Source organism: Kitasatospora griseola, assembly GCF_044999035.1.
Classification (GTDB): domain Bacteria; phylum Actinomycetota; class Actinomycetes; order Streptomycetales; family Streptomycetaceae; genus Kitasatospora; species Kitasatospora griseola.
In genome coordinates, this window is the sequence record NZ_CP173360.1 from 2,698,867 (window position 1) to 2,716,996 (window position 18,130).

18 protein-coding genes are annotated in these 18,130 nt (G+C 70.6%); 12 read left to right on the top strand and 6 right to left on the bottom strand.

Going from position 1 to position 18,130, the window contains the following annotated elements; all coding sequences use genetic code 11:
• Positions 1–197 precede the first annotated feature (197 nt).
• The 3 genes from ACI1MP_RS12260 to ACI1MP_RS12270 all read left to right on the top strand — a co-directional run bounded on the left by ACI1MP_RS12260 (position 198) and on the right by ACI1MP_RS12270 (position 4,253).
• Positions 198–1,871: a recombinase family protein gene (locus ACI1MP_RS12260; protein ID WP_404868663.1), complete on the top strand. Its 1,674-nt coding sequence runs from the start codon at positions 198–200 to the stop codon at positions 1,869–1,871.
• A 145-nt stretch (positions 1,872–2,016) separates the two neighbouring features.
• Complete coding sequence (locus tag ACI1MP_RS12265) at positions 2,017–2,313, top strand: hypothetical protein (RefSeq protein ID WP_404868664.1); 297 nt, start codon at positions 2,017–2,019, stop codon at positions 2,311–2,313.
• Between the two features lie 1,004 nt (positions 2,314–3,317).
• Complete coding sequence (locus tag ACI1MP_RS12270) at positions 3,318–4,253, top strand: major capsid protein (RefSeq protein ID WP_404868665.1); 936 nt, start codon at positions 3,318–3,320, stop codon at positions 4,251–4,253.
• A gap of 94 nt (positions 4,254–4,347) precedes the next feature.
• On the opposite strand, the gene ACI1MP_RS12275 is transcribed toward ACI1MP_RS12270, so the two are convergent.
• A complete protein-coding gene (locus ACI1MP_RS12275) occupies positions 4,348–5,685 on the bottom strand; it encodes a tetratricopeptide repeat protein (protein WP_198953237.1) in 1,338 nt (445 codons plus the stop codon).
• Between the two features lie 117 nt (positions 5,686–5,802).
• Between ACI1MP_RS12275 and ACI1MP_RS12280 the strand changes: the two genes are divergently transcribed.
• The 4 genes from ACI1MP_RS12280 to cyaB all read left to right on the top strand — a co-directional run bounded on the left by ACI1MP_RS12280 (position 5,803) and on the right by cyaB (position 8,643).
• Entirely contained in the window at positions 5,803–6,276 is a 474-nt protein-coding gene (locus tag ACI1MP_RS12280; protein ID WP_073809034.1) for a hypothetical protein, read from the top strand.
• A gap of 3 nt (positions 6,277–6,279) precedes the next feature.
• Positions 6,280–6,501: a hypothetical protein gene (locus ACI1MP_RS12285; RefSeq protein ID WP_073809033.1), complete on the top strand. Its 222-nt coding sequence runs from the start codon at positions 6,280–6,282 to the stop codon at positions 6,499–6,501.
• Between the two features lie 188 nt (positions 6,502–6,689).
• Positions 6,690–8,069, top strand: coding sequence for a hypothetical protein (locus ACI1MP_RS12290; protein ID WP_404868666.1), 1,380 nt, complete (start codon positions 6,690–6,692; stop codon positions 8,067–8,069).
• Between the two features lie 4 nt (positions 8,070–8,073).
• Complete coding sequence (gene cyaB, locus ACI1MP_RS12295; RefSeq protein WP_073809030.1) at positions 8,074–8,643, top strand: class IV adenylate cyclase; 570 nt, start codon at positions 8,074–8,076, stop codon at positions 8,641–8,643.
• A 103-nt stretch (positions 8,644–8,746) separates the two neighbouring features.
• On the opposite strand, the gene ACI1MP_RS12300 is transcribed toward cyaB, so the two are convergent.
• Complete coding sequence (locus ACI1MP_RS12300; protein ID WP_073809028.1) at positions 8,747–9,037, bottom strand: winged helix-turn-helix domain-containing protein; 291 nt, start codon at positions 9,035–9,037, stop codon at positions 8,747–8,749.
• Between the two features lie 167 nt (positions 9,038–9,204).
• On the opposite strand from ACI1MP_RS12300, the gene ACI1MP_RS12305 reads away from it, so the two are divergent.
• Positions 9,205–9,582: a hypothetical protein gene (locus ACI1MP_RS12305; RefSeq protein ID WP_404868667.1), complete on the top strand. Its 378-nt coding sequence runs from the start codon at positions 9,205–9,207 to the stop codon at positions 9,580–9,582.
• A gap of 47 nt (positions 9,583–9,629) precedes the next feature.
• Here ACI1MP_RS12305 and ACI1MP_RS12310 read toward each other — a convergent pair whose 3' ends face one another.
• Positions 9,630–11,153, bottom strand: a complete 1,524-nt coding sequence (locus ACI1MP_RS12310; RefSeq protein WP_404868668.1) for a sensor histidine kinase — start codon at positions 11,151–11,153, stop codon at positions 9,630–9,632.
• Positions 11,150–11,854: a response regulator transcription factor gene (locus ACI1MP_RS12315; RefSeq protein ID WP_380339572.1), complete on the bottom strand. Its 705-nt coding sequence runs from the start codon at positions 11,852–11,854 to the stop codon at positions 11,150–11,152. Before ACI1MP_RS12315 ends, ACI1MP_RS12310 begins: the two co-directional genes overlap by 4 nt.
• 180 nt (positions 11,855–12,034) lie before the next feature.
• Here ACI1MP_RS12315 and ACI1MP_RS12320 point away from each other — a divergent pair, with 180 nt between their 5' ends.
• The 4 genes from ACI1MP_RS12320 (at position 12,035) to ACI1MP_RS12335 (ending at position 15,379) form a co-directional block, all read left to right on the top strand.
• Positions 12,035–13,393: a ferric reductase-like transmembrane domain-containing protein gene (locus tag ACI1MP_RS12320; protein ID WP_404868669.1), complete on the top strand. Its 1,359-nt coding sequence runs from the start codon at positions 12,035–12,037 to the stop codon at positions 13,391–13,393.
• Positions 13,394–13,406: 13 nt separating this feature from the next.
• Complete coding sequence (locus tag ACI1MP_RS12325; protein WP_404868670.1) at positions 13,407–13,868, top strand: FMN-binding protein; 462 nt, start codon at positions 13,407–13,409, stop codon at positions 13,866–13,868.
• A 23-nt stretch (positions 13,869–13,891) separates the two neighbouring features.
• The gene (locus ACI1MP_RS12330; protein ID WP_100589742.1) at positions 13,892–14,578 is read left to right on the top strand and encodes an FAD:protein FMN transferase; all 687 of its coding nucleotides are present in this window, start codon (positions 13,892–13,894) and stop codon (positions 14,576–14,578) included.
• A 120-nt stretch (positions 14,579–14,698) separates the two neighbouring features.
• Positions 14,699–15,379, top strand: coding sequence for an alpha/beta hydrolase (locus tag ACI1MP_RS12335; RefSeq protein WP_404868671.1), 681 nt, complete (start codon positions 14,699–14,701; stop codon positions 15,377–15,379).
• Positions 15,380–15,481: 102 nt separating this feature from the next.
• On the opposite strand, the gene psbW is transcribed toward ACI1MP_RS12335, so the two are convergent.
• A complete protein-coding gene (psbW, locus tag ACI1MP_RS12340; protein ID WP_083462161.1) occupies positions 15,482–15,700 on the bottom strand; it encodes a photosystem II reaction center protein PsbW in 219 nt (72 codons plus the stop codon).
• A gap of 21 nt (positions 15,701–15,721) precedes the next feature.
• Positions 15,722–17,845 carry a 4-alpha-glucanotransferase gene (gene malQ / locus ACI1MP_RS12345; RefSeq protein WP_380339584.1) on the bottom strand — a complete coding sequence of 708 codons (2,124 nt, stop codon included), beginning with the start codon at positions 17,843–17,845 and terminating at the stop codon, positions 15,722–15,724.
• Between the last annotated feature and the right edge of the window lie 285 nt (positions 17,846–18,130).

An 18,130-nucleotide genomic window follows, 5' to 3' on the forward strand; every position in this document is an offset into this window, starting at 1 on the left:
TCCGCCCGGCGATGGCGAGGGAGAACTGCGCGACAAGCGCACACCGGTCCGCAGGGTCGCGAGCACGTGCAGGTCACTGTCCTGCGTCGCGATCTTGCTGTTGGGTGCCTTCCGCTTCGCGCAGTTCCCAGTAGGCGCGAAGGTCTTGCAACGCCTACTCGGAGCGGGCCGACCCCGCATCTCTGAGGGGCCCGCCCATGTCGACCGCCACCCTTGCCCGCCCTGCCCGGCAATCCTCGCTCCCTCACAAGAGCATGGAAACCACACAGGCGGGCATCTGCCCCTGCCACGGTCGGCCGCAGGCTGACCTTCTGCTGCGCAAGTCAAAGATCGTCCGCGAGGGCGAGCGGGCCCTGTCCATCCGGGCACAGGAAGACCGGGGCCGCGCGTGGGTCGCCGAACAGGGGTACTGCGTTCGGACCGTGTGGAAGGAAAACCTGTCCGCCTGGTCGGACGTCAAGCGGCCCAAGATGGACGCCGCCCTTGACGCCGTGCTGGCTGGCGAAGTGCCGGTGCTGTGGTGCTACGCGCTCGACCGGTTCTCCCGCAAGGGGGCTGAGTCCGTCGTTCCGATCCTGGGCAAGGCCCGTGTGATCTTCGACTACGAGCGTCTCGACTCCATGGACGAACGCGACCGCCGTTGGATTCTCGACCGTGCCGAGACCGCGCGGGAGTACTCGCAGCGTCTGAGCCACAACGTCCGCGGCACCAAAGCGAAGCAGCAGAAAGAAGGACGGTGGCTCGGCCGGGCCCCGTTCGGTCTGACGGCGGACACGAATCGCCGACTCGCCCCGGACACCGCCCCGTACATGTGCCTGACGGCGGAACAGCAGGAGGTGACCCCGTGGGACGTCGTGAAGCGGATTTTCTGGGCGTTGTCGAACGGCACTTCCGCGCGGGCCCTGTCGCGGACGCTCAACTCTGAGGGTCTGCGCACCGGCACCGGTGCATACTGGCGTGCCAGCACCATTTGGGCAATCGTCGTCCACCCCGTGTACGAGGGGTGGTTGACCGTGGCCCCGGCAGTCGGCGCGCAGAAGTCGCACAAGCGGCCGTCCCGGTACATCCACCCCGACACCGGCGAGAACGTCCGTTGCGTCACTGACGAAACGCTGCCGCGCATGATCCCCGCCGAGCTTGCCGAGCGGGCCCGCCGAGTCCTGGCAGGCCACCAGATCATGGACAACAAGAAGCCCCGCCCGGGACGCCAGGTGCACCCGTTGCACGGGAAGCGAACCACGTGCGGCAACTGCGGCTCGGCCATGTCGTTGCAAGGGTGTAGCTACACCTGCAACCGGCGCGCTGCCAACGGAGGTTGCTCCGCTCCGGCGTCCGCGTCCCGTCCGGCGCTGCTGCGGTACGTCGTGGACGCGTGGTCGGCGCGGCTGCACTCGGCCGAGGACGACGACCCGCTGTTGATCGCCGTCGCCGAACGCTGGCAGGCCATCACCCGCCCCGAGGAAGGCGCAGAGGTGGCCGAGGCCCGCGCCGAAGTCGCTGCGGCAAAAGCGGAGTTGGACAAGTTCCACCAAGACAACGCTGCCGGGTTCTACTCCGGCCGTTCCGCCCGGTACCGCATGCCCGCGAAGAACCGTGCCGAGGCCCGGTTGGACGCCGCAGAGGAACGCCTCTCCGGACTGGTCGGCGGCGGCACCGTCGATATCACGTGGCTGATCGAAGGCAACGCCGCGGACACATGGCACCAGGCAGACCCGCAGTTGCAGCGCGACCTGTTGCACCTTGCGATAGATCAGGTGATCGTCACCCCCGCCCACGGCAAGCGCGTCCGGTTCAACGGAGTAGAGCGGGTCACCATCGTGTGGGCCACCCCCGAACAGGCCGAGGACGACGACTACACACAAGCGGCCTGACGGCCCAGCAGAGCCCCGGTAAGGCCCTATGCCTGCTGGGGCTTCGGCATGCCCGGGCACGTCTGACATCTGGACTGTCGACCCACGCCCGTAGTACGAAGGTGCGGTCTCAGGGCAGGACAGCCGAGTTGTAGAGGAACAGCGCATGCTTCAGGACACGGCCTGTCAGTACGCCCAACGTGAGCATGGAGAAGACGTCCCCGCGACCATGGTTCGTGCTGTTGACGGGATCGGTGACGTGCCGTGCTGCAACGACTGTGCATACCTGCACCACAAGACCACTATCCGAGAACACAGCTTCTGGAAAAACGCCTGGCCCGTCCTAGAGGCTGGGGCCTGTGCCGTCGCAACAGCCGCACTCCTGGCCGTGTTAGACGTTCACATCCTGTACGTCGTCACCGGCGCGGTAGGAGTCTTCGGGTATGCCCGAAAGAAGGGCTGAGCCACACCGGGCGATGAACCATCAGTGAGCCGAGCAAGCCGCCTGACGACCCGTAGAAGCCCCGAACAGCCCCGGTTGGTCCCCGTGACCGGCCGGGGCTTTCTGCTGCCCGCACACGGGCGCGTCGGGCCTCGGGCTCGCCGGCTCGGGCCGGGCCAACAGCGGGCCGAGCTGTGGTGGAGTGGTGGTTCTACCTATTTTTTTAGAACACATAGAAAAAATAGGAAGAAAGCTAGACCGGTACCACTTTCGCCACTGCACCACTCCCGGCAACGTCCGCTCCCTCTAGTAACCGGAAGACAGGCCGACCCCGGCCGCCCGACGGCGACGGGAAACGTCCGCTCCCTACTACCAGTGAGAGCAGGGACAACCCGGTCGGGGCTCTGGGAGACCGCCGCCACTCAGAACCTGGTCGAGCCGAGAGTAAGCCGCCCACTGCCAAGACACGTCAGACCGAGACCCCAGGGGAACAGTTCCATGCTCGCCAGTGCCCGCACACAGGTATCCGGGCTCGGGCCTGCCAACTCGGGCCGGGCCAACAGCGGGGCGAGTTGCGGTGGAGCGGTGGTTCTACCTGTTTTTTAGAACACATAGAAAAAATAAGAAGAAAGCCAGAACGGCCCCGCTTCCACCGCTCCACCGCACCGGCAACGTCCGCTCCCTCTTGGGAGGTAGAGGGACGGAGCGTCCAGGTTCACCGCCCGGCGATGGCGGGCGACGTTCGCTCCCTCTTAGTAAGTAGAGGGCGGGTTACCGCGCACCTATCACACTCGGGGCACCAGACACCGAGGAAACGTCGCATCCCCACTTCATGGTGACGGGGTAGCCAGGCCCCGACTCCCCTCCCCTCTCGCCGCTGATCGGCAGGGAGGGAAAAAGCTCACGCCGCAGCTACAAGCGTTTGTGCGGAGAGTGACGAATCGTCGCTCCGCTGAATCCGGATGGTAAATCCGAATCTGGGGTTTAACTACCCATCCTGCAAAGAGAATCAGGAGATAGTCACTATGGCCCTCACCCTTGCCGAGTCCGCGAAGCTCTCGACCGACGACCTTCAGCGAGGCGTCGTCGAAACTTTCGTCCAGGAATCGCCGATCCTCGACCGGCTGCCGCTGATCCAGTTCGAAGGAAACGCGTTCCGCTACAACGAGGAGTCCGCCCTTCCCGGGGTGTCGTTCCGCGCCGTCAACGAGGCGTACCCGGAGAGCGTGGGCGCGGTCAGCCCGCGTATCGAGACCCTGGCGATCCTCGGCGGCGACAGCGACGTCGACAAGTTCATCGTCAAGACCCGCGGCAACATCAACGACCAGCGCGCAATCCAGGAGACCATGAAGGTCAAGGCCGCGTCGGTCCACTTTTCCGACCAGTTCTTCAACGGCGACACGCAGGTGAACCCGCTCGGCTTCGACGGTCTGTGCAAGCGCCTGATCGGCCGCCAGGTCCTTGACGCCAAGGGCGCCGGGCCCATCTCCGGCGGCTACGACTTCTTCGACGCCCTGGACGCGCTGACCGCCCAGGTGCAGGGGATCACCAGCCAGAACGGCGCGCTGTACATGAACGCCGCGATCATCGCGAAGATCCGTTCCGGGTTCCGCCGACTCGGCGGCTCGGAACTGCTGACCGCGCAGATCCACGGCAAGGAAGTCACCATGTGGAACGGCATCCCGATGCTCGACCCCGGCCAGAAGCTCGACGGCACCGACGTCCTCCCGCTCACCACGGGTACGGGTGGCAAGGAGACCGGTGACATATACGCCGTCCGGTTCGGCAGCTCCGACGCGGACGGGGGAGTCACCGGTCTGACCAACGGTGGCATTCAGGTGACCGACCTTGGCGAGGCCCACGACAAGCCGGTGTTCCGGACCCGGATCGAGTTCTATTGCGGTATCGCGCTGTTCGGTGGCAAGGCCGCCGCCCGCCTGATGAACGTCCTCGCCGGCTGACCCCGCAACGCGCAACAACGGCCCCGCCTTGTCCTCCCCTTGCGGGTGGTCGAGGCGGGGCCTTTGTCGTTTCCGGGGGCTTCTGGCAGGGCAGCTACGCGGCGAGGTGCACCGGAACCAGCGTCCGAGCCCGTTCGTACAGGTTGCGTGCGTACTCGTTCCGAGGATGCGCAGCCAGCAGCCCCATCATGATCCGCACCCGGTCGTCCGCGCGTCCGCTCTGGACCTTCGGGTAGTCGTCCAGAGCAAGGTGCCACGTGCGGCATGCTTCCTCCAGATGACCGAGCTGGAGTTGCCGTTCCGCCAGAGTGGCACGGTGACGGACACGGCCGCGCTGGTAGACGGAGTAGCGCAGTCGGTCAGATTCGAGCATCGCCGCAACGGAACCACTTACGTCCTTGATGGCGTAACGGACTTGCGCTACGTGGTAGTTGAGCGAACTCGGATCGTATGATCCGAACGCTCTGCTCTCCGACTCCGCGACGTCCATTGCCCGTTCTGCGTCTGCGAGGTGGCGAAGTGCCGTGTTGGTGTCGCCCGAAACTGCGGCTGAATGCGCCTGCTGACCGGCGAGGAACGCCCGCATCCTCGGGCCCGCCACGGGAGACGCCGCAGCAGCAGCGTCGGCAAGTTGCATCGCCCGTCGCCCGTGCCCAAGGTCGACCGCTTGCACGCTCATCCCACGGAGGGTGGTGCAGTAGGTCAAGTGATCTTCGGCGACCCCGGCGAGTTCAAGTGCCTTGACGTAGTACTGCTGCGCGAGGCCGTGCAGCCCTTCGTCAACCGCCATGTATCCCGTCAGATAACACAGGTCGCTGGCGGCAGACATCATCGCCTTCCGCACGGCGTCCGGGGCTTCGGCGCGAAGGTACGGCCCCACGGTATTGACCAGGTAGCTGGCTGCCATCGGGCGTGCGGCCCGTCCGCCGAACTCGTCGTCAATGCTGCTGAGACGCTCGGTCATTGCTATGACGGATGCCACCTCGGGCATCCCTATCCGGATGGTCTGGCCGCGCTGGATGGACTCAGCTCGGGCAAGAACGTCTTGCCAGCCGGGAACGGTCAGCGCGACGGCGAACAGGCTTGCGCCGAGCACTCCACGGCGCGAGGGGTCCATGTCCTGCCTCCCCAGTTCGATCAACCCTTCGACAGTACCTGTAAGGGCGGGTTGGTCGGCGGGTGGCGGGAAGCCCGCTTCTGCGTGGGTCACGAGTCGGCCGAGCCGGCGAGTCAGGGCTTCGAGGATCGCAGTCTGGGCCGGGGGCTCGGGAACCGTCCCGCCGAGCCACTGGGAGACGGAGGGTTGGCTGTATGTCGTCGGTCGGCCGTTCTCAGTGCCGACCGCGTTCACGGCCCGCGCAAACGCGCTTTGTGTGTACTGACTGTCAGTCAAGAGCGCTGCTAGTAAACGGTTTGGCTTCCGTTCTGCCATGGGTGGGACTTCCCGCTCTTATGGGTCTTATATCTCCCGACACCTGCGAGCCTAGCGCGCAGCGTGGTCGTGCGGTTGCGTAGAGCCAAGGAGCTAACCAGCAACCAAGGGGCCATCGTGGCAAACCGCATGCTGCGCGGGATCGTCAAGGAACGGCGCAGGGAGGCAATCGAGGCGGGCGAAGCCTTGCGCGAAGTCTTCGAGGAGATCGGCGTTCCGCTCCCGGGGCTCACCATCGACCCGCGGGAACCGGTCACGGGTGATGTGCGAGTGAGTCCGGGGCGAATCGCGGCGAACGACGTGCTGATGGTCGTTGGCGTGCTGAGGGATGGGCTCGCCGCCCGCGATGCCGCGGTCAACTCGGTCACTCCGATGCCCTGTCCCAAGGTCGGTGACTTGGTGGTGGACACGGCGGCGGGCCGGTGCGGGACGTTCCAGGACGTGGACGGCGACCGGTGGCGTCTCGCCCCGGTGTTCGGCGACGGCGAGCCGTGGACGGCCGACCCGCATACGGTGCGGAGCGCGACCCTCAACGAACTGGTGCGGGTGGGCATGACGGCAAAGGTCAGCCACCACCAGAAGGCGGGGTAAACCGTGACGCGCTTGACGGCCGTGACGGGCGTAGTGGCGCTCGGCTCCGCCGTGTCGGCGGGTGGGGCGCTCGCCTTCGCCATGCTGGCACCGGATGACGGGGTGCGGTGGGTGGCGTGCTTCGTCGCCCTGGCGGTCGCGATGGTCGGTTGCTCATTCGGCCCGGACTGGTTCGAGTCGTGGCAGCGCCGCAGACGGGCCCGCACCGGCGCCCCGAGCCGCTGACTCCGAAGCGTCGTTCACAGATTCCCGCCAACGCCAGTCGCCACCTTCACAGACACCGCCCTACCCAACGGGCGGTGCCGGTTTCGGCGTCGGACAGCCGAGATCGGCAATCCCGCCCCGGGCGTACAGCACCAACCCCCGCGCCCGGGGCGGTCATCAATCGCCAACTCGATTCATGGGGTGGGAAGTTGAACGGTTCGAAGTTCGCCACCGAGGAGAAGGCCAACGCCGGCTATCTGGACGTGGCCGCGAACGCTCACGGCGAGGAAAAGGGACTGCTGACCTACCAGGCGTTGCAGCGGATCGACACGGAGCGCCCGCGTGTGGTCGAGATCGGCCCCGGAGGCGGCTCCGCCGTGGACTACCTTGCCTCGCGGCTCGCCACGGACAGCAGGGGCGGAACGGTGGATCTCACGCTGGTCGAAGTTCCCGGAGTGCAGTCCGCGACGTTGGCGGATGCCATGGTGAAGTACCGGAAGTCCGGCGGTCCGGTGGAGTTGATGGCTGGGTTCGCACAGGATCTCGGGTCGCTGCTTTCCGAGCCGGTGGACGTGATCTCGGCGTCCGCGCTGATGCACGAGGTGTACAGCTACGGCGGCGGGTACGGCGGACTTCACGACGTGATACGGACCCTGCCGACCGTGCTCCGGCCGGGGGGCCTCTTCGCGTACCGCGACGTGTACGCCGTCGACGCCGAGTCGCTGCACGTCCGGGTAACTCAGACGTACGACCGGCGACCGTGGACCCAGTTCCTGCGCATGTTCCTGCCCTTGTACCTCAGCGACGGAACGCACCCCTACCACGGTGCCCACGACGAAGTGGTGATCCGGCAGGACTCCCGACTTGCGCCACTGCGGGACATCGCCCCCGACCGCCCCGTGATCGTCGGCGCCCCGGTGGGGGTCTGCCGCGAGGTTCAGCGGCACTTCATCACGATGCGCGACTATGCGTGGCGGTCCGGTGTGCTCGGCTTCTCGCCCTACCTCGACGGCCAGTTGGCGGCCGACTGGAACAGCCGGCGCGCCGGACACAAGCAGGTGCACTACCGGCTGACGGAAAGCCGCCTGTCCGAGTCGCAGCGCGGCATGATGCTGGCGCTCAGCGAGCCGTTCGGAGACCACCTGACGGTGGACGGCGACGTCTTCGACATGTGCTCGGACATTGCCCTGTCCCGCTTCCTGGCGCTTGCCGAAGCTGGCGACGACCAGTGCCGCCCGGTATGGGAGGCGTGGTGCGTCCGTGAAGGTCGAGAGACGTACGCCTACCTGACGCTGGACGCGCTGCTGTCCGCGGTCGCCGTCAGCTCCACGGAATCGACCGGCAGCGACCCGACCATCCTCATGCCGGTGCACGTGTCGGACGTGACGCGCCGCAATCGCACCTACTACAACCGGTACTTGCAGCGCACCCTGTCCAATCCGCTGCGCGACGCCAAACAGCTCGTGCTTTTCTCGAACATTCGGCTGTCCGACACGGACCGGCTCCAGTCGGCGATGGACGCCATGCAGCGATGGTGCAGCCGCTCCACGCTGGCTCGCGTGTACTCGGCGGCCAGTACGGCAGGATGACGGCATGTCAGATTTGACGGAGATCGAGCGCAAGCGGGAACTCCCCGACCGGCAGGCACTGGCGGAACTGCTGATCGAACTCGGCTACACGGCCGACGCGCCCGTGACGGAGGTGGACACCTACTACAGCCGACCGGACGTGGACTACATGGCGACAGTCGAGTGCCTGCGGGTCCGCCGCCGAGACGGTGCCGCGGAGGTGACGTACAAGCCCGCGTCCACCGGGACCACGCACAGCGCGGACGACGTGGTGTCCAAGACCGAGACGAACGTGATCCTCGCCGAAGCCGACCAGGCTGCCGCAGCCGAACGGCTGCTCGCCAACATCGGCATGCGTGAGCTGGTGCGTGTGGTGAAGACCCGGGTCACCTACCGGCACCCCGACCTGCCGGGCGTGACCGTGAACATCGACACCGTCGGCGGGGCCGGGGTGTTCGTGGAAACGGAAGTCCTTCGGGACACCGCCGCCGGCGCGGTCGAGCTGATCGGAGAGGTGGAGAAGTCGTTGGGGATCTTCGGGAACTCGACAGTCTCCCTCCCGTACCGCGATCTGGTCATGCGGGCGGGAAGCTGACTTCGGCCCCGATGCTCTGCGCGTGGGGCGCGTCCGCATGAGCAGTAGCGGACGGGGCCTACGTGTCTGCCCTCGCCGCTAGCCGGGAGCGCAGACCACTCTCCTACGCCCCGTCCCGCCGGTGAACTTCGGCAGGGCGGGGCTCGCTGCTGCCCCGGGCTGCCACGTACGTGCCGCGCTGGGGCACGGTGTAGACCCACCCCTCTTCCCGGAGATACCGGACGGCATTCCGGGCTGTCTCACGGGCGACCCCGAAGCGCTGCGTAAGTGCGGACTCTGACGGGATCTTCCTGTCGGCAGCCAGCGCGTTGCGCTCAATGTCGGCGATGATCAACGCCGCAATCTGCCGGTAGACCGGAGTAGGCGCGTCGTGGTCGATCTCGGGTTGGTCCATGACTTCAAGCGTAGACAGCCACAGTTGTCCACCTTTGGTCCTATACGTCTATAGGCGTAGATAGACGTAGGTAGACAAGTTGAGTACGGTCGGGGACGACAAAGCCCCGGTAACCGGTCCTACGCGGTTACCAGGGCAAGAGCCGAAGTCCCCGGGAGGACTCCGACATGACCGACCCTATCGGGTGGACGCTGTGCGCGTTCCTGCCCCTACTACTGGCCAGCGTCGTGGCCTTGACGCTGTCCGGCGTCACCGACGAACCGACAGGCGCACCCCAAGAGCCCTTCCGCGTCGACGTCGCGGGGAACCGGCTCCCGAGCTGGGCCACCTATGACCGGCCCGTCGATATGGACGCACGCCGAAGGCAGGCCATGTTCGACGCACACAGCAGGACGGTTGCAGAACGGTTGGCGCGGGAGCAGCACAGGGCCGTTCTCCGGGCACAGGTTGAGAACCTGTCCCGCCATCGCGCCGAGCTGTTTGCCACCGCGTACGAACTCCCCGATCTGGCCGGGTTCGAGCACGACCTACGCCGCACCGCCTAGTGCGACCCGAGCCCCGTCCGGCATCGTCCGGACGGGGCTTCCGCTTGTCAGGGTTGGGCACTCTCACCACTTTCAAGGGTGTAGGGTCCACCCCCGCGCCCCTGGTTTCGCTCGGCGGGCAGGGTGATGCGGAAGGTCGTCGCGCCCGGTGCGCTGTGTGCCGTGGCGGTGCCGGCGTGGGCCTGGGTGACGGCTCGGACGATGGCGAGGCCGAGGCCGGTGGAGCCGGTGCGGCGGGAGCGGGTGGGGTCGCCGCGGACGAAGCGGTCGAAGATGTGCGGGAGGAGTTCGGGCGGGATGCCCGGGCCGTTGTCGGTGACGGTGAGGAGCACCTGGTCGGGGGTGGCGGAGAGCCGGAGGGTGACCTCGGTGCCGTCGGGTGTGTGGGTGCGGGCGTTGGCCAGCAGGTTCGCCACCACCTGGGTCAGCCGGTGCGGGTCGCCGGGGACCGTGACGGGTTCGGCGGGGAGTTCGAGCAGCCAGCGGTGCCGGGGCGCGGCGGCGCGGGCGTCGGCGGTGCAGTCCAGGGCGATCCGGGTCAGGTCGACGTCCTCGACGGCCAGCGGGCGGCCCGCGTCGAGGCGGGCGAGCAACAGGAGGTCCTCGACGACGGTGCCCATGCGCCGGGACTCGGCGGTGATCCGTTCCAGCGAGTGCCGGACGGGCTCGGGCACCGGGCCCGGGTGCCGCAGGGCGAGCTCGGCGTGGCCGCGGACGGCGGCCACGGGATTGCGCAGTTCGTGGCTGGCGTCGGCGGCGAACGCCCGGAGCCGCTCCTCGACGTCCTGCCGGCGGGTCAGCGCGTCGCCGATGTGGCCGAGCATCCGGTTCAGCGCGGCGCCGACCCGGCCGACCTCGGTGCCCTGGTCGTCGTCCGGGACGCGCTCGCCGAGGTCGACCGCGCCGCTGGCCAGGGGCAGCGCGGAGACCCGTTCGGCGGTGGCGACCACCCGTTCCAGCGGGCGCAGGGCGAGACGGACGCCGAGCGTCCCGGCGACGGTGGCGACGGCCAGCGCGGCGGCGAACACGACGAGTTCGATCAGCAGCAGGCGCTGCACGGTCTCGTCGAGGGGGTGCATCGGGAGGCCGGTGATCAGCACGTCCCCGTCGGAGCCGGCGACGGAGACGGCCCGGTAGTGGCCGAGCACGGACAGCGTGACGTCCCGCGGACGGCCGTTCACCGGGAGGGCGCGCAGGGTGTGTACGTCCCGGTCGGTGAGCGGGACGGCGGCGTCGCCGCCTGAGCCGCCGGCGATCGGGACGGGGTCGTCGTCGCCGGGCGGGATGCCGCCGACCACGGAGGCGTGGCTGACGGCGCCGTTCACCAGGCGGGCGCCGAAGGTGCCGGGGGACTGGGCGCGGGTGTCGTGGCCGCACGTGCCGGGGTGTTCGAGGCTGGACGCGTAGCGGCCGCCCGAGGCGTTCAGCTGCTCGTCGATCCGGTCGACCAGGAAGTGCCGCATCGCGCAGCTGGTGGCGACGCCGACGCCGACGCAGATCACGGTGAGCAGCGCCAGCACGCCTGCCACCAGCCGGCCCCGCAGGGTGCGGGGTCGTCCGACGCGGGTCATCCGGTGGGCGCCTTGAGCACGTAGCCGGCGCCGCGCACGGTGTGGATCATCGGCGGGCGGCCGGCGTCGATCTTGCGGCGCAGGTAGCTGATGTACAGCTCCACCACGTGGGCCTGGCCGCCGAAGTCGTAGGACCAGACGGCGTCCAGGATCTGCGCCTTGCTGAGCACCTGCCGGGGGTGCTCCATCAGGTAGCGCAGCAGCGCGAACTCGGTGGGGCTGAGGTCGACGACCTCGCCGCCGCGGCTGGTCTCCCGGGCCGCCGGGTCCAGGTGCAGGTCGCCGACGGTGAGGGTGCCGGGGTCGGCGGGGCCGGTGGGAGCGGCGCGGCGCAGTAGGCCGCGCAGCCGGACCACGACCTCCTCCAGGCTGAACGGCTTGGTGACGTAGTCGTCGCCGCCGGCGGAGATGCCGGCGATCCGGTCCTCGACGGCGTCCCGGGCGGTCAGGAACAGCACCCGCACCTCGGGGTCGGTGCGGTGCACCCGGCGCAGCACCTCCAGTCCGTCGCAGTCGGGCAGCATCACGTCCAGCACGACGGCGTGCGGGTGCCACTCGGCGGCGGCGGTGACGGCGTCGAGGCCGCAGGTGACGCCGCGGGCCTGCCAGCCCTCGTAGCGCAGAGCGCCGCAGATCACCTCGACCAGGTCGGGTTCGTCGTCGACCACCAGGACCCGCCAGGGGGTGTCCGCGTGCTGCATGGGCCCATTCTTGCGTCCCGGCATGAGAAAGCGGTGAGATCATCCGACCGCGTCCGGCCGGGCAGGGCCCGGGCGACCAGCACAAACACCGCCGTCACGGCCCCGGAACGGCGTCTTTTCATAGGGAACTGAGAGCTTCCGGTGCCACGGTGACGGTGCACTGACGAAGGAGGGCGCCCGTTGACCGCACTGACCACCCCGACCCGGGTCGCCCGTCGCGCCGCCCGGCGCCGCGCCCTCCCGCCCGACGCCGTCCGCCACGGTGCGCTCGCCCTGATCGCGCTCGGCGCCCTCGGTGTGCTCGCGCTGTGGTGGGTCGACACCCCGCGCATCGCCGGCGCCGCGGACTGGCTCACCGGCACCGCCCGGATCACCGGCCTGCTGGCCGGCTACGCCGCACCCGTCCTGCTGCTGCTGATGGCCCGCGTTCCGCTGCTCGAACGCGAGGTCGGGGCCGACCGGACGGCCCGCTGGCACGCCTTCGGCGGCCGCTACCTGGTGTCGCTGATCACCGTGCACGTGCTGACGGTCGTCTGCGGCTACGCGCTGACCAGCGGCCAGGGCCTGTGGGCCCAGGGCGTGGAGATCGTCCTGCACTTCCCCGACATGCTGAAGGCCACCGCCGCCACCCTGCTGATCCTCGGCACCGGGGCCGTCTCCGCCCGGGCCGCCCGCCGCCGGCTGAGTTACGAGGCCTGGTACTACCTGCACCTGGCCACCTACCTGGCCGTCGCGCTCGGCTTCGGCCACCAGCTCACCACCGGCGCCGACCTGGCCGACAACAAGGCGAAGGCCCTCTGGTACCTGCTGTACCTCGGCACCGCCGCCGTCCTGGGCTGGTACCGGCTGCTGCGGCCGTTCCTGCGCGACCGCCGGCACCGGCTGCGGGTCGCCGAGGTCCGGGCCGAGGGCCCGGGCGTGGTCTCGGTCTTCCTGACCGGCCGCCACCTGCACGAACTGCGCGCCGAGCCCGGCCAGTTCTTCCGCCTCCAGTTCCTCACCCCGCAGCTGCGCTGGGCCGCCAACCCCTACTCGATGTCCGCTCCCCCGCACCCGCACTTCCTCCGCTTCACCGTCAAGGGCCTGGGCGCGCACAGTGCGGCCGTCGCCGCCCTCGCCCCCGGCACCGCCGTCCGCGCCGAGGGCCCGTACGGGGCGTTCACCGCGCGACGCCGCCACGGCGGGCCGGTGCTGCTGCTCGGCGCGGGCGTCGGCGTCACCCCGCTGAGGGCGCTCTTCGAGACGCTGCCCGGACGGGTGACGCTCGTTCAGCGGGCCCGGCACCCCGAGGACGTGCTGTTCCGCCACGAGCTCGCGGCCGTCGCCGCCGGGGACCGGGGCAGGCGGGTGCACGAGCTGCTCGGCAGCCGCGAGCAGGTCGGCGACCTGGGTGCGGCACTGCACCGGCTGGTGCCGGACCTCGGCCGGCACGAGGTCTACCTGTGCGGGCCGGACGCGTTCACCGCCGAGGCGGTCCGCGCGCTGCGCGCCGCCGGGGTCCGGCCGTCCCGCATCCACCACGAGTCCTTCGCCTTCTAGGAGCCCCACCGCCATGCGCCGAGCCGTCATCACCGCCTCCGCGACCGCCGCCGGGGTCGTCCTGCTGCTCTCCCTGAAGCCGCACGACCCGTCCACCGCGGCCGCCATCTCCTCGTCCCCGGCCACCGGCGGCCCGAAGAGCAGCGCCGGCCCGACGCCCTCCCCGTCCGCGTCCTCGACGAACGCTTCCGGCGGCACCCGGACCGTCACCGGCAACGCCGTCAACACCCGGTACGGGCCGGTGCAGGTCCGGGTGACGCTCGACGGCAGCACGATCAGCAAGATCGACGTGATCCAGTACCCCAACCGGGACCGCCGCGACCAGGAGATCAACAGCTACGCCGTCCCGGAGCTCAACCAGGAGGCGATGGCCGCGCAGAACGCGCACATCGACGTGGTCTCCGGCGCCACCTACACCAGCGACGGCTACACCCGGTCGCTGCAGAGCGCGCTCGACCGGGCGGCGAAGAAGTGACCGCCGCTCACGTCGAACACGTGATGGGGACGGTCTTCTCCTTCACCGTCCGCGACCCCGGACCGGGCACCGCCGACGCCCTCACCCGGATCGTCGCCCGCCTGCACCGGATCGACGAGGTGTTCTCCCCGTACCGGCCGGAGAGCGAGATCAGCCGGCTCGGACGCGGCGAGCTCGAACTCGCCGCCTGCGACCCCGAGGTCCGGTGGGTGCTGGAGCGCTGCGCGGAGCTCGCCGCCGAGACCGACGGCTACTTCACCGCGACACCCGGCGGACGCCTCGACCCGAGCGGCTGGGTCAAGGGCTGGGCCGTCGAGGAGGCGTCCCGGGCGCTGCGTGACGCCGGCTCCGTCCAGCACTGCGTCAGCGGCGGCGGCGACGTCCAGACCGCCGGCGGCCCCTGGCGCATCGGCATCGCCGACCCGCACCGCCCCGGCGCCGTCGCCCACGTCGTCACCGGCCACGACCTCGCCGTCGCCACCTCCGGCACCGCCGAACGAGGCCCCCACATCCTCGACCCCCACACCGGCCGCCCCGCCACCGCCCTCGCCTCCCTCACCCTGGTCGGCCCCCGCCTCGCCCGCCTCGACGCCCTCGCCACCGCGGCCTTCGCCAGACCCGATCCCCTGCCCTGGCTCACCGCCCGCGGCATCCCGGCCCTCGCCGTCCACCCGGACGGGACCCGCGAGCAGACGCCGGACTTCCCCTGACGGACCGTCCGCCCTCGCCGTCCGGTGCGCGGACCGCCCCGGTAGCGTGGCGCCGTTCATGGTGCACGAGGGGTCGGGGGCGCAGCGGTGATCGTCGGTTACGGGTCGGACGACAGGCTCATGGACGTCCACCGGCCCGCGGGCGCGTCGGGACCGGTGCCGGCGGTGCTGCTCTGGCACGGCCGGGGCCCCGACGAGCGGGACGTCCTCGCGCCGGTGGCCCGCGCGGCGGCGGAGCTGGGCGTCGTGGTGCTGGTGCCGGACTGGCGTCCCGACGCTCCGGACGGCGGGCGGGCGCAGTTGTGGGAGTCGGTCGTCTTCGCACGGCGGAACGTGGCCGACTTCGGCGGGGATCCCGGGCGGATCGTGCTCGCCGGTTGGTCGCTGGGCGGCAAGGCCGCGGTGGGAGCGGCGCTGAATCCGGCGGCGTTCGGCGGTTGGCGGCCGCATGCCGCGGTGGGGATCGCCGGCGCGTACGGGTCGCCGGCGCCGTCCACCGGCACCGTGCCGATCGACGACGTCCGCAGGGCCGACCCGCTGCCGCCGGTGTGGCTGGTGCACGGCACCGCCGATCCGGTGGTGCCGGTCGCGCGTTCGCGCGAGTTGCACGCGGCGCTGCAGGAGTGCGGCCGACCGGTGTCGCTCGACGAGGTCGACACGGATCACGCCGGTGTCGTGCTGACCGAGTTCGTCCCCGAGCGCGCCCGCTGTCTGCCGAGCACCGCCCGTCACGCCGTCGAGGCGGGGTCGCGGACCGCCGAGGTGCTGGCGCTCGCGGCGCGGCACTCCGGCGACCGGTGAGCGGCGCTGCGGGGAGGAAACGACGGCGACTGCCGGGGTGGCCGAAAACGGTGGGTTTCGGCTGCCCCGGCAGTCGCCGTTCGGGTCCGGGGACCCGGAGGGTTACTTCTTCCGACCCGGGATCATGCAGAGGCCCGCGATCACCAGGAAGGAGACGATCGGGAGGGCGACAAACAGGCCCAGGGTCTGGCCGACGCTCAGGCCGGCGCCCGGGTCGTCGCCGTCGTCGCGTACGAGCGCCATGGCGGGCGACGACATCAGCATCATCAGCGTGGCCGCCGCGGTGACCGCACCGGCGCGCATTGCGTTCCTCTTGTCCACGTTTCCCAAGGTACCGGCCCCCTACAGCGGCTCGCCCGGCGGGGTGCGCCTGTCGGCGTGTCCCGCCGTCAGAGTGCCGAGCGGGGCGAGGGTTGCGGCGAGGGCGGCGGTGCCGGGGGCGGTGGCGATGCGGTCGAGGGTGCGGGGGGTTCCGGTGGCATCGGCGACCGGGAGGCGCCAGTTGGGGTACTGGTCCCAGGTGCCGGGGAGGTTCTGCGGGCGGGGGTCGCGGACGGTGTCGGGCAGCCAGACGCCGACCAGGCGGGCGGGGGTGGCGAGCAGGTAGGCGTACAGGGCCTCGGGGGTGACGGGCGCGCCGTCGGGGAGCAGGCCGAGGCGGACGAGTTCGCGCTGCCAGTCGGCGAGTTCGGCGGCGGCGGCCTGCTGCTCCTCGGCGAGGGGGCGGGCCAGCAGGCCGAGCTGGTGGCGGAGGGCGACGTGGTCGCCGGTGAGGCGGGCGGCGGTGCTGGGCAGGTCGTGGGTGGTGAGGGTGGCGAGGCAGCCGGCCCGCCAGCGGTCGGGGGGCAGGACGGCGCCGTCGGCGTGCCAGTCGCGTTCGAACCAGAGCACGGAGGTGCCGAGCACGCCGTGTTCGGCGAGCCGTTCGCGGACGCCGGGTTCGACGGTGCCGAGGTCCTCGCCGATGACGGCGGTGCCGGCCCGGTGGGCTTCCAGGGCGAGGACGGCGAGCATCGCCTCGGCGTCGTAGCGGACGTACGTGCCTTCGGTGGGTCGTGCGCCGACGGGCACCCACCAGAGCCGGAACAGGCCCATCACGTGGTCGATCCGGATCGCGCCGGCGTGCCGGGCGGCGGCCCGCAGCAGTTCGGCGTAGGGGGCGTAGCCGGTCTCGGCGAGGGCGTCGGGGCGCCACGGGGGCAGGCCCCAGTCCTGGCCGTGGGCGTTGAAGGCGTCGGGCGGGGCGCCGGTGGAGATGCCGGTGGCGAGGACGTCCTGCAGGACCCAGGCGTCCGCGCCGTCGGGGTGGACGCCGACGGCGAGGTCGTGGATCAGGCCGAGCGGCATGCCGGCGTCGGTGGCGGCCCGCTGGGCGGCGTGCAGCTGGTCGTCGACCAGCCAGGCCAGCCAGCGGTGGAACTCGATCCGGTCCGTCAACACGGCTTTCTCGGCGGCCACTTGGGGGTTGGACGGGTGGCGCAGGCCCTTCGGCCAGGAGTGCCAGGCGGCGCCGTGCACCTCCGCCAGCGCGTTCCACACCGCGTACCGTTCCAGCCACTGCCCCTCACGGCGGACGAACGCCCGGTACGCGGCTTCCCGGCCGACGCCGCGCGGCACGGTGTGCAGCAGTTCCAGCGCCTGCCGCTTGAGCGACCAGACCGCGTCGCGGTCGATCAGCGCGTCGTGTTCCAGCACTTCCTCGCGCAGCAGCCGGGCCCGGCGGGCCAGGTCGCGGACCTCCTCGTGCCGGGTGTACTCGGGGATCGCCTCGATCCGCAGGTGCACCGGGTCGGCGAAGCGGCGGGAGGACGGGCGGTAGGGGGACGGGTCGGAGGGCGCGCCGGGCATGCCCGCGTGCAGCGGGTTGATCTGCAGGAAGCCGGCGCCGAGTTCGGTGCCCGCCCACTGGGCGAGGTCGGCGAGGTCGGCGAGGTCGCCCATGCCCCAGGACCGGTCGCTCAGCACCGAGTACAGCTGGGCGAGGAAGCCCCAACTGCGCTGCCGCGGTTCGGGGATGCGCGGCGGGGCGACGATCAGCGCGGCGCGGCCGGTCCGTTCGCCCGCCGTCACGTGCAGGGTGTGCCGGCCGAGCGGGACGTCCTCCGGCAGCCACCAGGAGTGGTCGTGGGCGAGTTCCCAGGAGCCGCCGTCCTCCAGTTCCAGCCGCACCTCGGCGTCCGCCGGCAGGTCGAGCGCGGTGCGCCGGCCCTGCCAGGCGACCACGGTGGGGGGCAGCAGCCGCCGGGCCTGTTCGGCGCGGTGCCGCTCCAGCGCCTCGGCGGCGAGCTCGGGCGTCCCCGCCGCCACGCCCAGTGCGGCGAGCACGGCGCCGAGGGTGCGCGGCGAGACCTGGACCGGCCCGGCCCCGGCGTCGTACTCGGTGTCCACCCCGTACGCGTGGGCCAGCGCCAGCAGTTCCGGTGGCGCGGGCGGGTTGTCCTCCGCCGGCACCTGCTCGGTCCCCATCTGCTCACGGTCAAGGTATGCGGCCACTCAGCGCACTCCGTCCTCGGACTCCCGAACGCCAACAGCCACAGTCCTACCCGCGCACCTGTCCGCCGACCCCGATCGACACGGCCCCGGGCCCGCGCCGGACGGGTGAACGTCCCGTCGCCGGGTTGCCGGGCGCCCCGGCGCGGCAGGACCGGCTCGGCCACCCGGGCCCTCGGCCCCCAGGTGTCGCCCCGTCATCCGCGCGGTGCCGTCCGGACGTTCGAAAGCGCAGCAATATCGTGCGATAACGGACATAGC

What these genes read in the sequence shown, in the direction of transcription:
- ACI1MP_RS12260 (WP_404868663.1), top strand. Translation starts at nt 198, where the DNA reads ATGTCGACCGCCACCCTTGCCCGCCCTGCCCGGCAATCCTCGCTCCCT.
- ACI1MP_RS12265 (WP_404868664.1), top strand. Translation starts at nt 2,017, where the DNA reads ATGCTTCAGGACACGGCCTGTCAGTACGCCCAACGTGAGCATGGAGAA.
- ACI1MP_RS12270 (WP_404868665.1), top strand. Translation starts at nt 3,318, where the DNA reads ATGGCCCTCACCCTTGCCGAGTCCGCGAAGCTCTCGACCGACGACCTT.
- ACI1MP_RS12275 (WP_198953237.1), bottom strand. Translation starts at nt 5,685, where the DNA reads ATGGCAGAACGGAAGCCAAACCGTTTACTAGCAGCGCTCTTGACTGAC.
- cyaB (WP_073809030.1), top strand. Translation starts at nt 8,074, where the DNA reads ATGTCAGATTTGACGGAGATCGAGCGCAAGCGGGAACTCCCCGACCGG.
- ACI1MP_RS12300 (WP_073809028.1), bottom strand. Translation starts at nt 9,037, where the DNA reads ATGGACCAACCCGAGATCGACCACGACGCGCCTACTCCGGTCTACCGG.
- ACI1MP_RS12305 (WP_404868667.1), top strand. Translation starts at nt 9,205, where the DNA reads ATGACCGACCCTATCGGGTGGACGCTGTGCGCGTTCCTGCCCCTACTA.
- ACI1MP_RS12310 (WP_404868668.1), bottom strand. Translation starts at nt 11,153, where the DNA reads ATGACCCGCGTCGGACGACCCCGCACCCTGCGGGGCCGGCTGGTGGCA.
- ACI1MP_RS12315 (WP_380339572.1), bottom strand. Translation starts at nt 11,854, where the DNA reads ATGCAGCACGCGGACACCCCCTGGCGGGTCCTGGTGGTCGACGACGAA.
- ACI1MP_RS12325 (WP_404868670.1), top strand. Translation starts at nt 13,407, where the DNA reads ATGCGCCGAGCCGTCATCACCGCCTCCGCGACCGCCGCCGGGGTCGTC.
- ACI1MP_RS12330 (WP_100589742.1), top strand. Translation starts at nt 13,892, where the DNA reads ATGGGGACGGTCTTCTCCTTCACCGTCCGCGACCCCGGACCGGGCACC.
- ACI1MP_RS12335 (WP_404868671.1), top strand. Translation starts at nt 14,699, where the DNA reads ATGGACGTCCACCGGCCCGCGGGCGCGTCGGGACCGGTGCCGGCGGTG.
- malQ (WP_380339584.1), bottom strand. Translation starts at nt 17,845, where the DNA reads ATGGGGACCGAGCAGGTGCCGGCGGAGGACAACCCGCCCGCGCCACCG.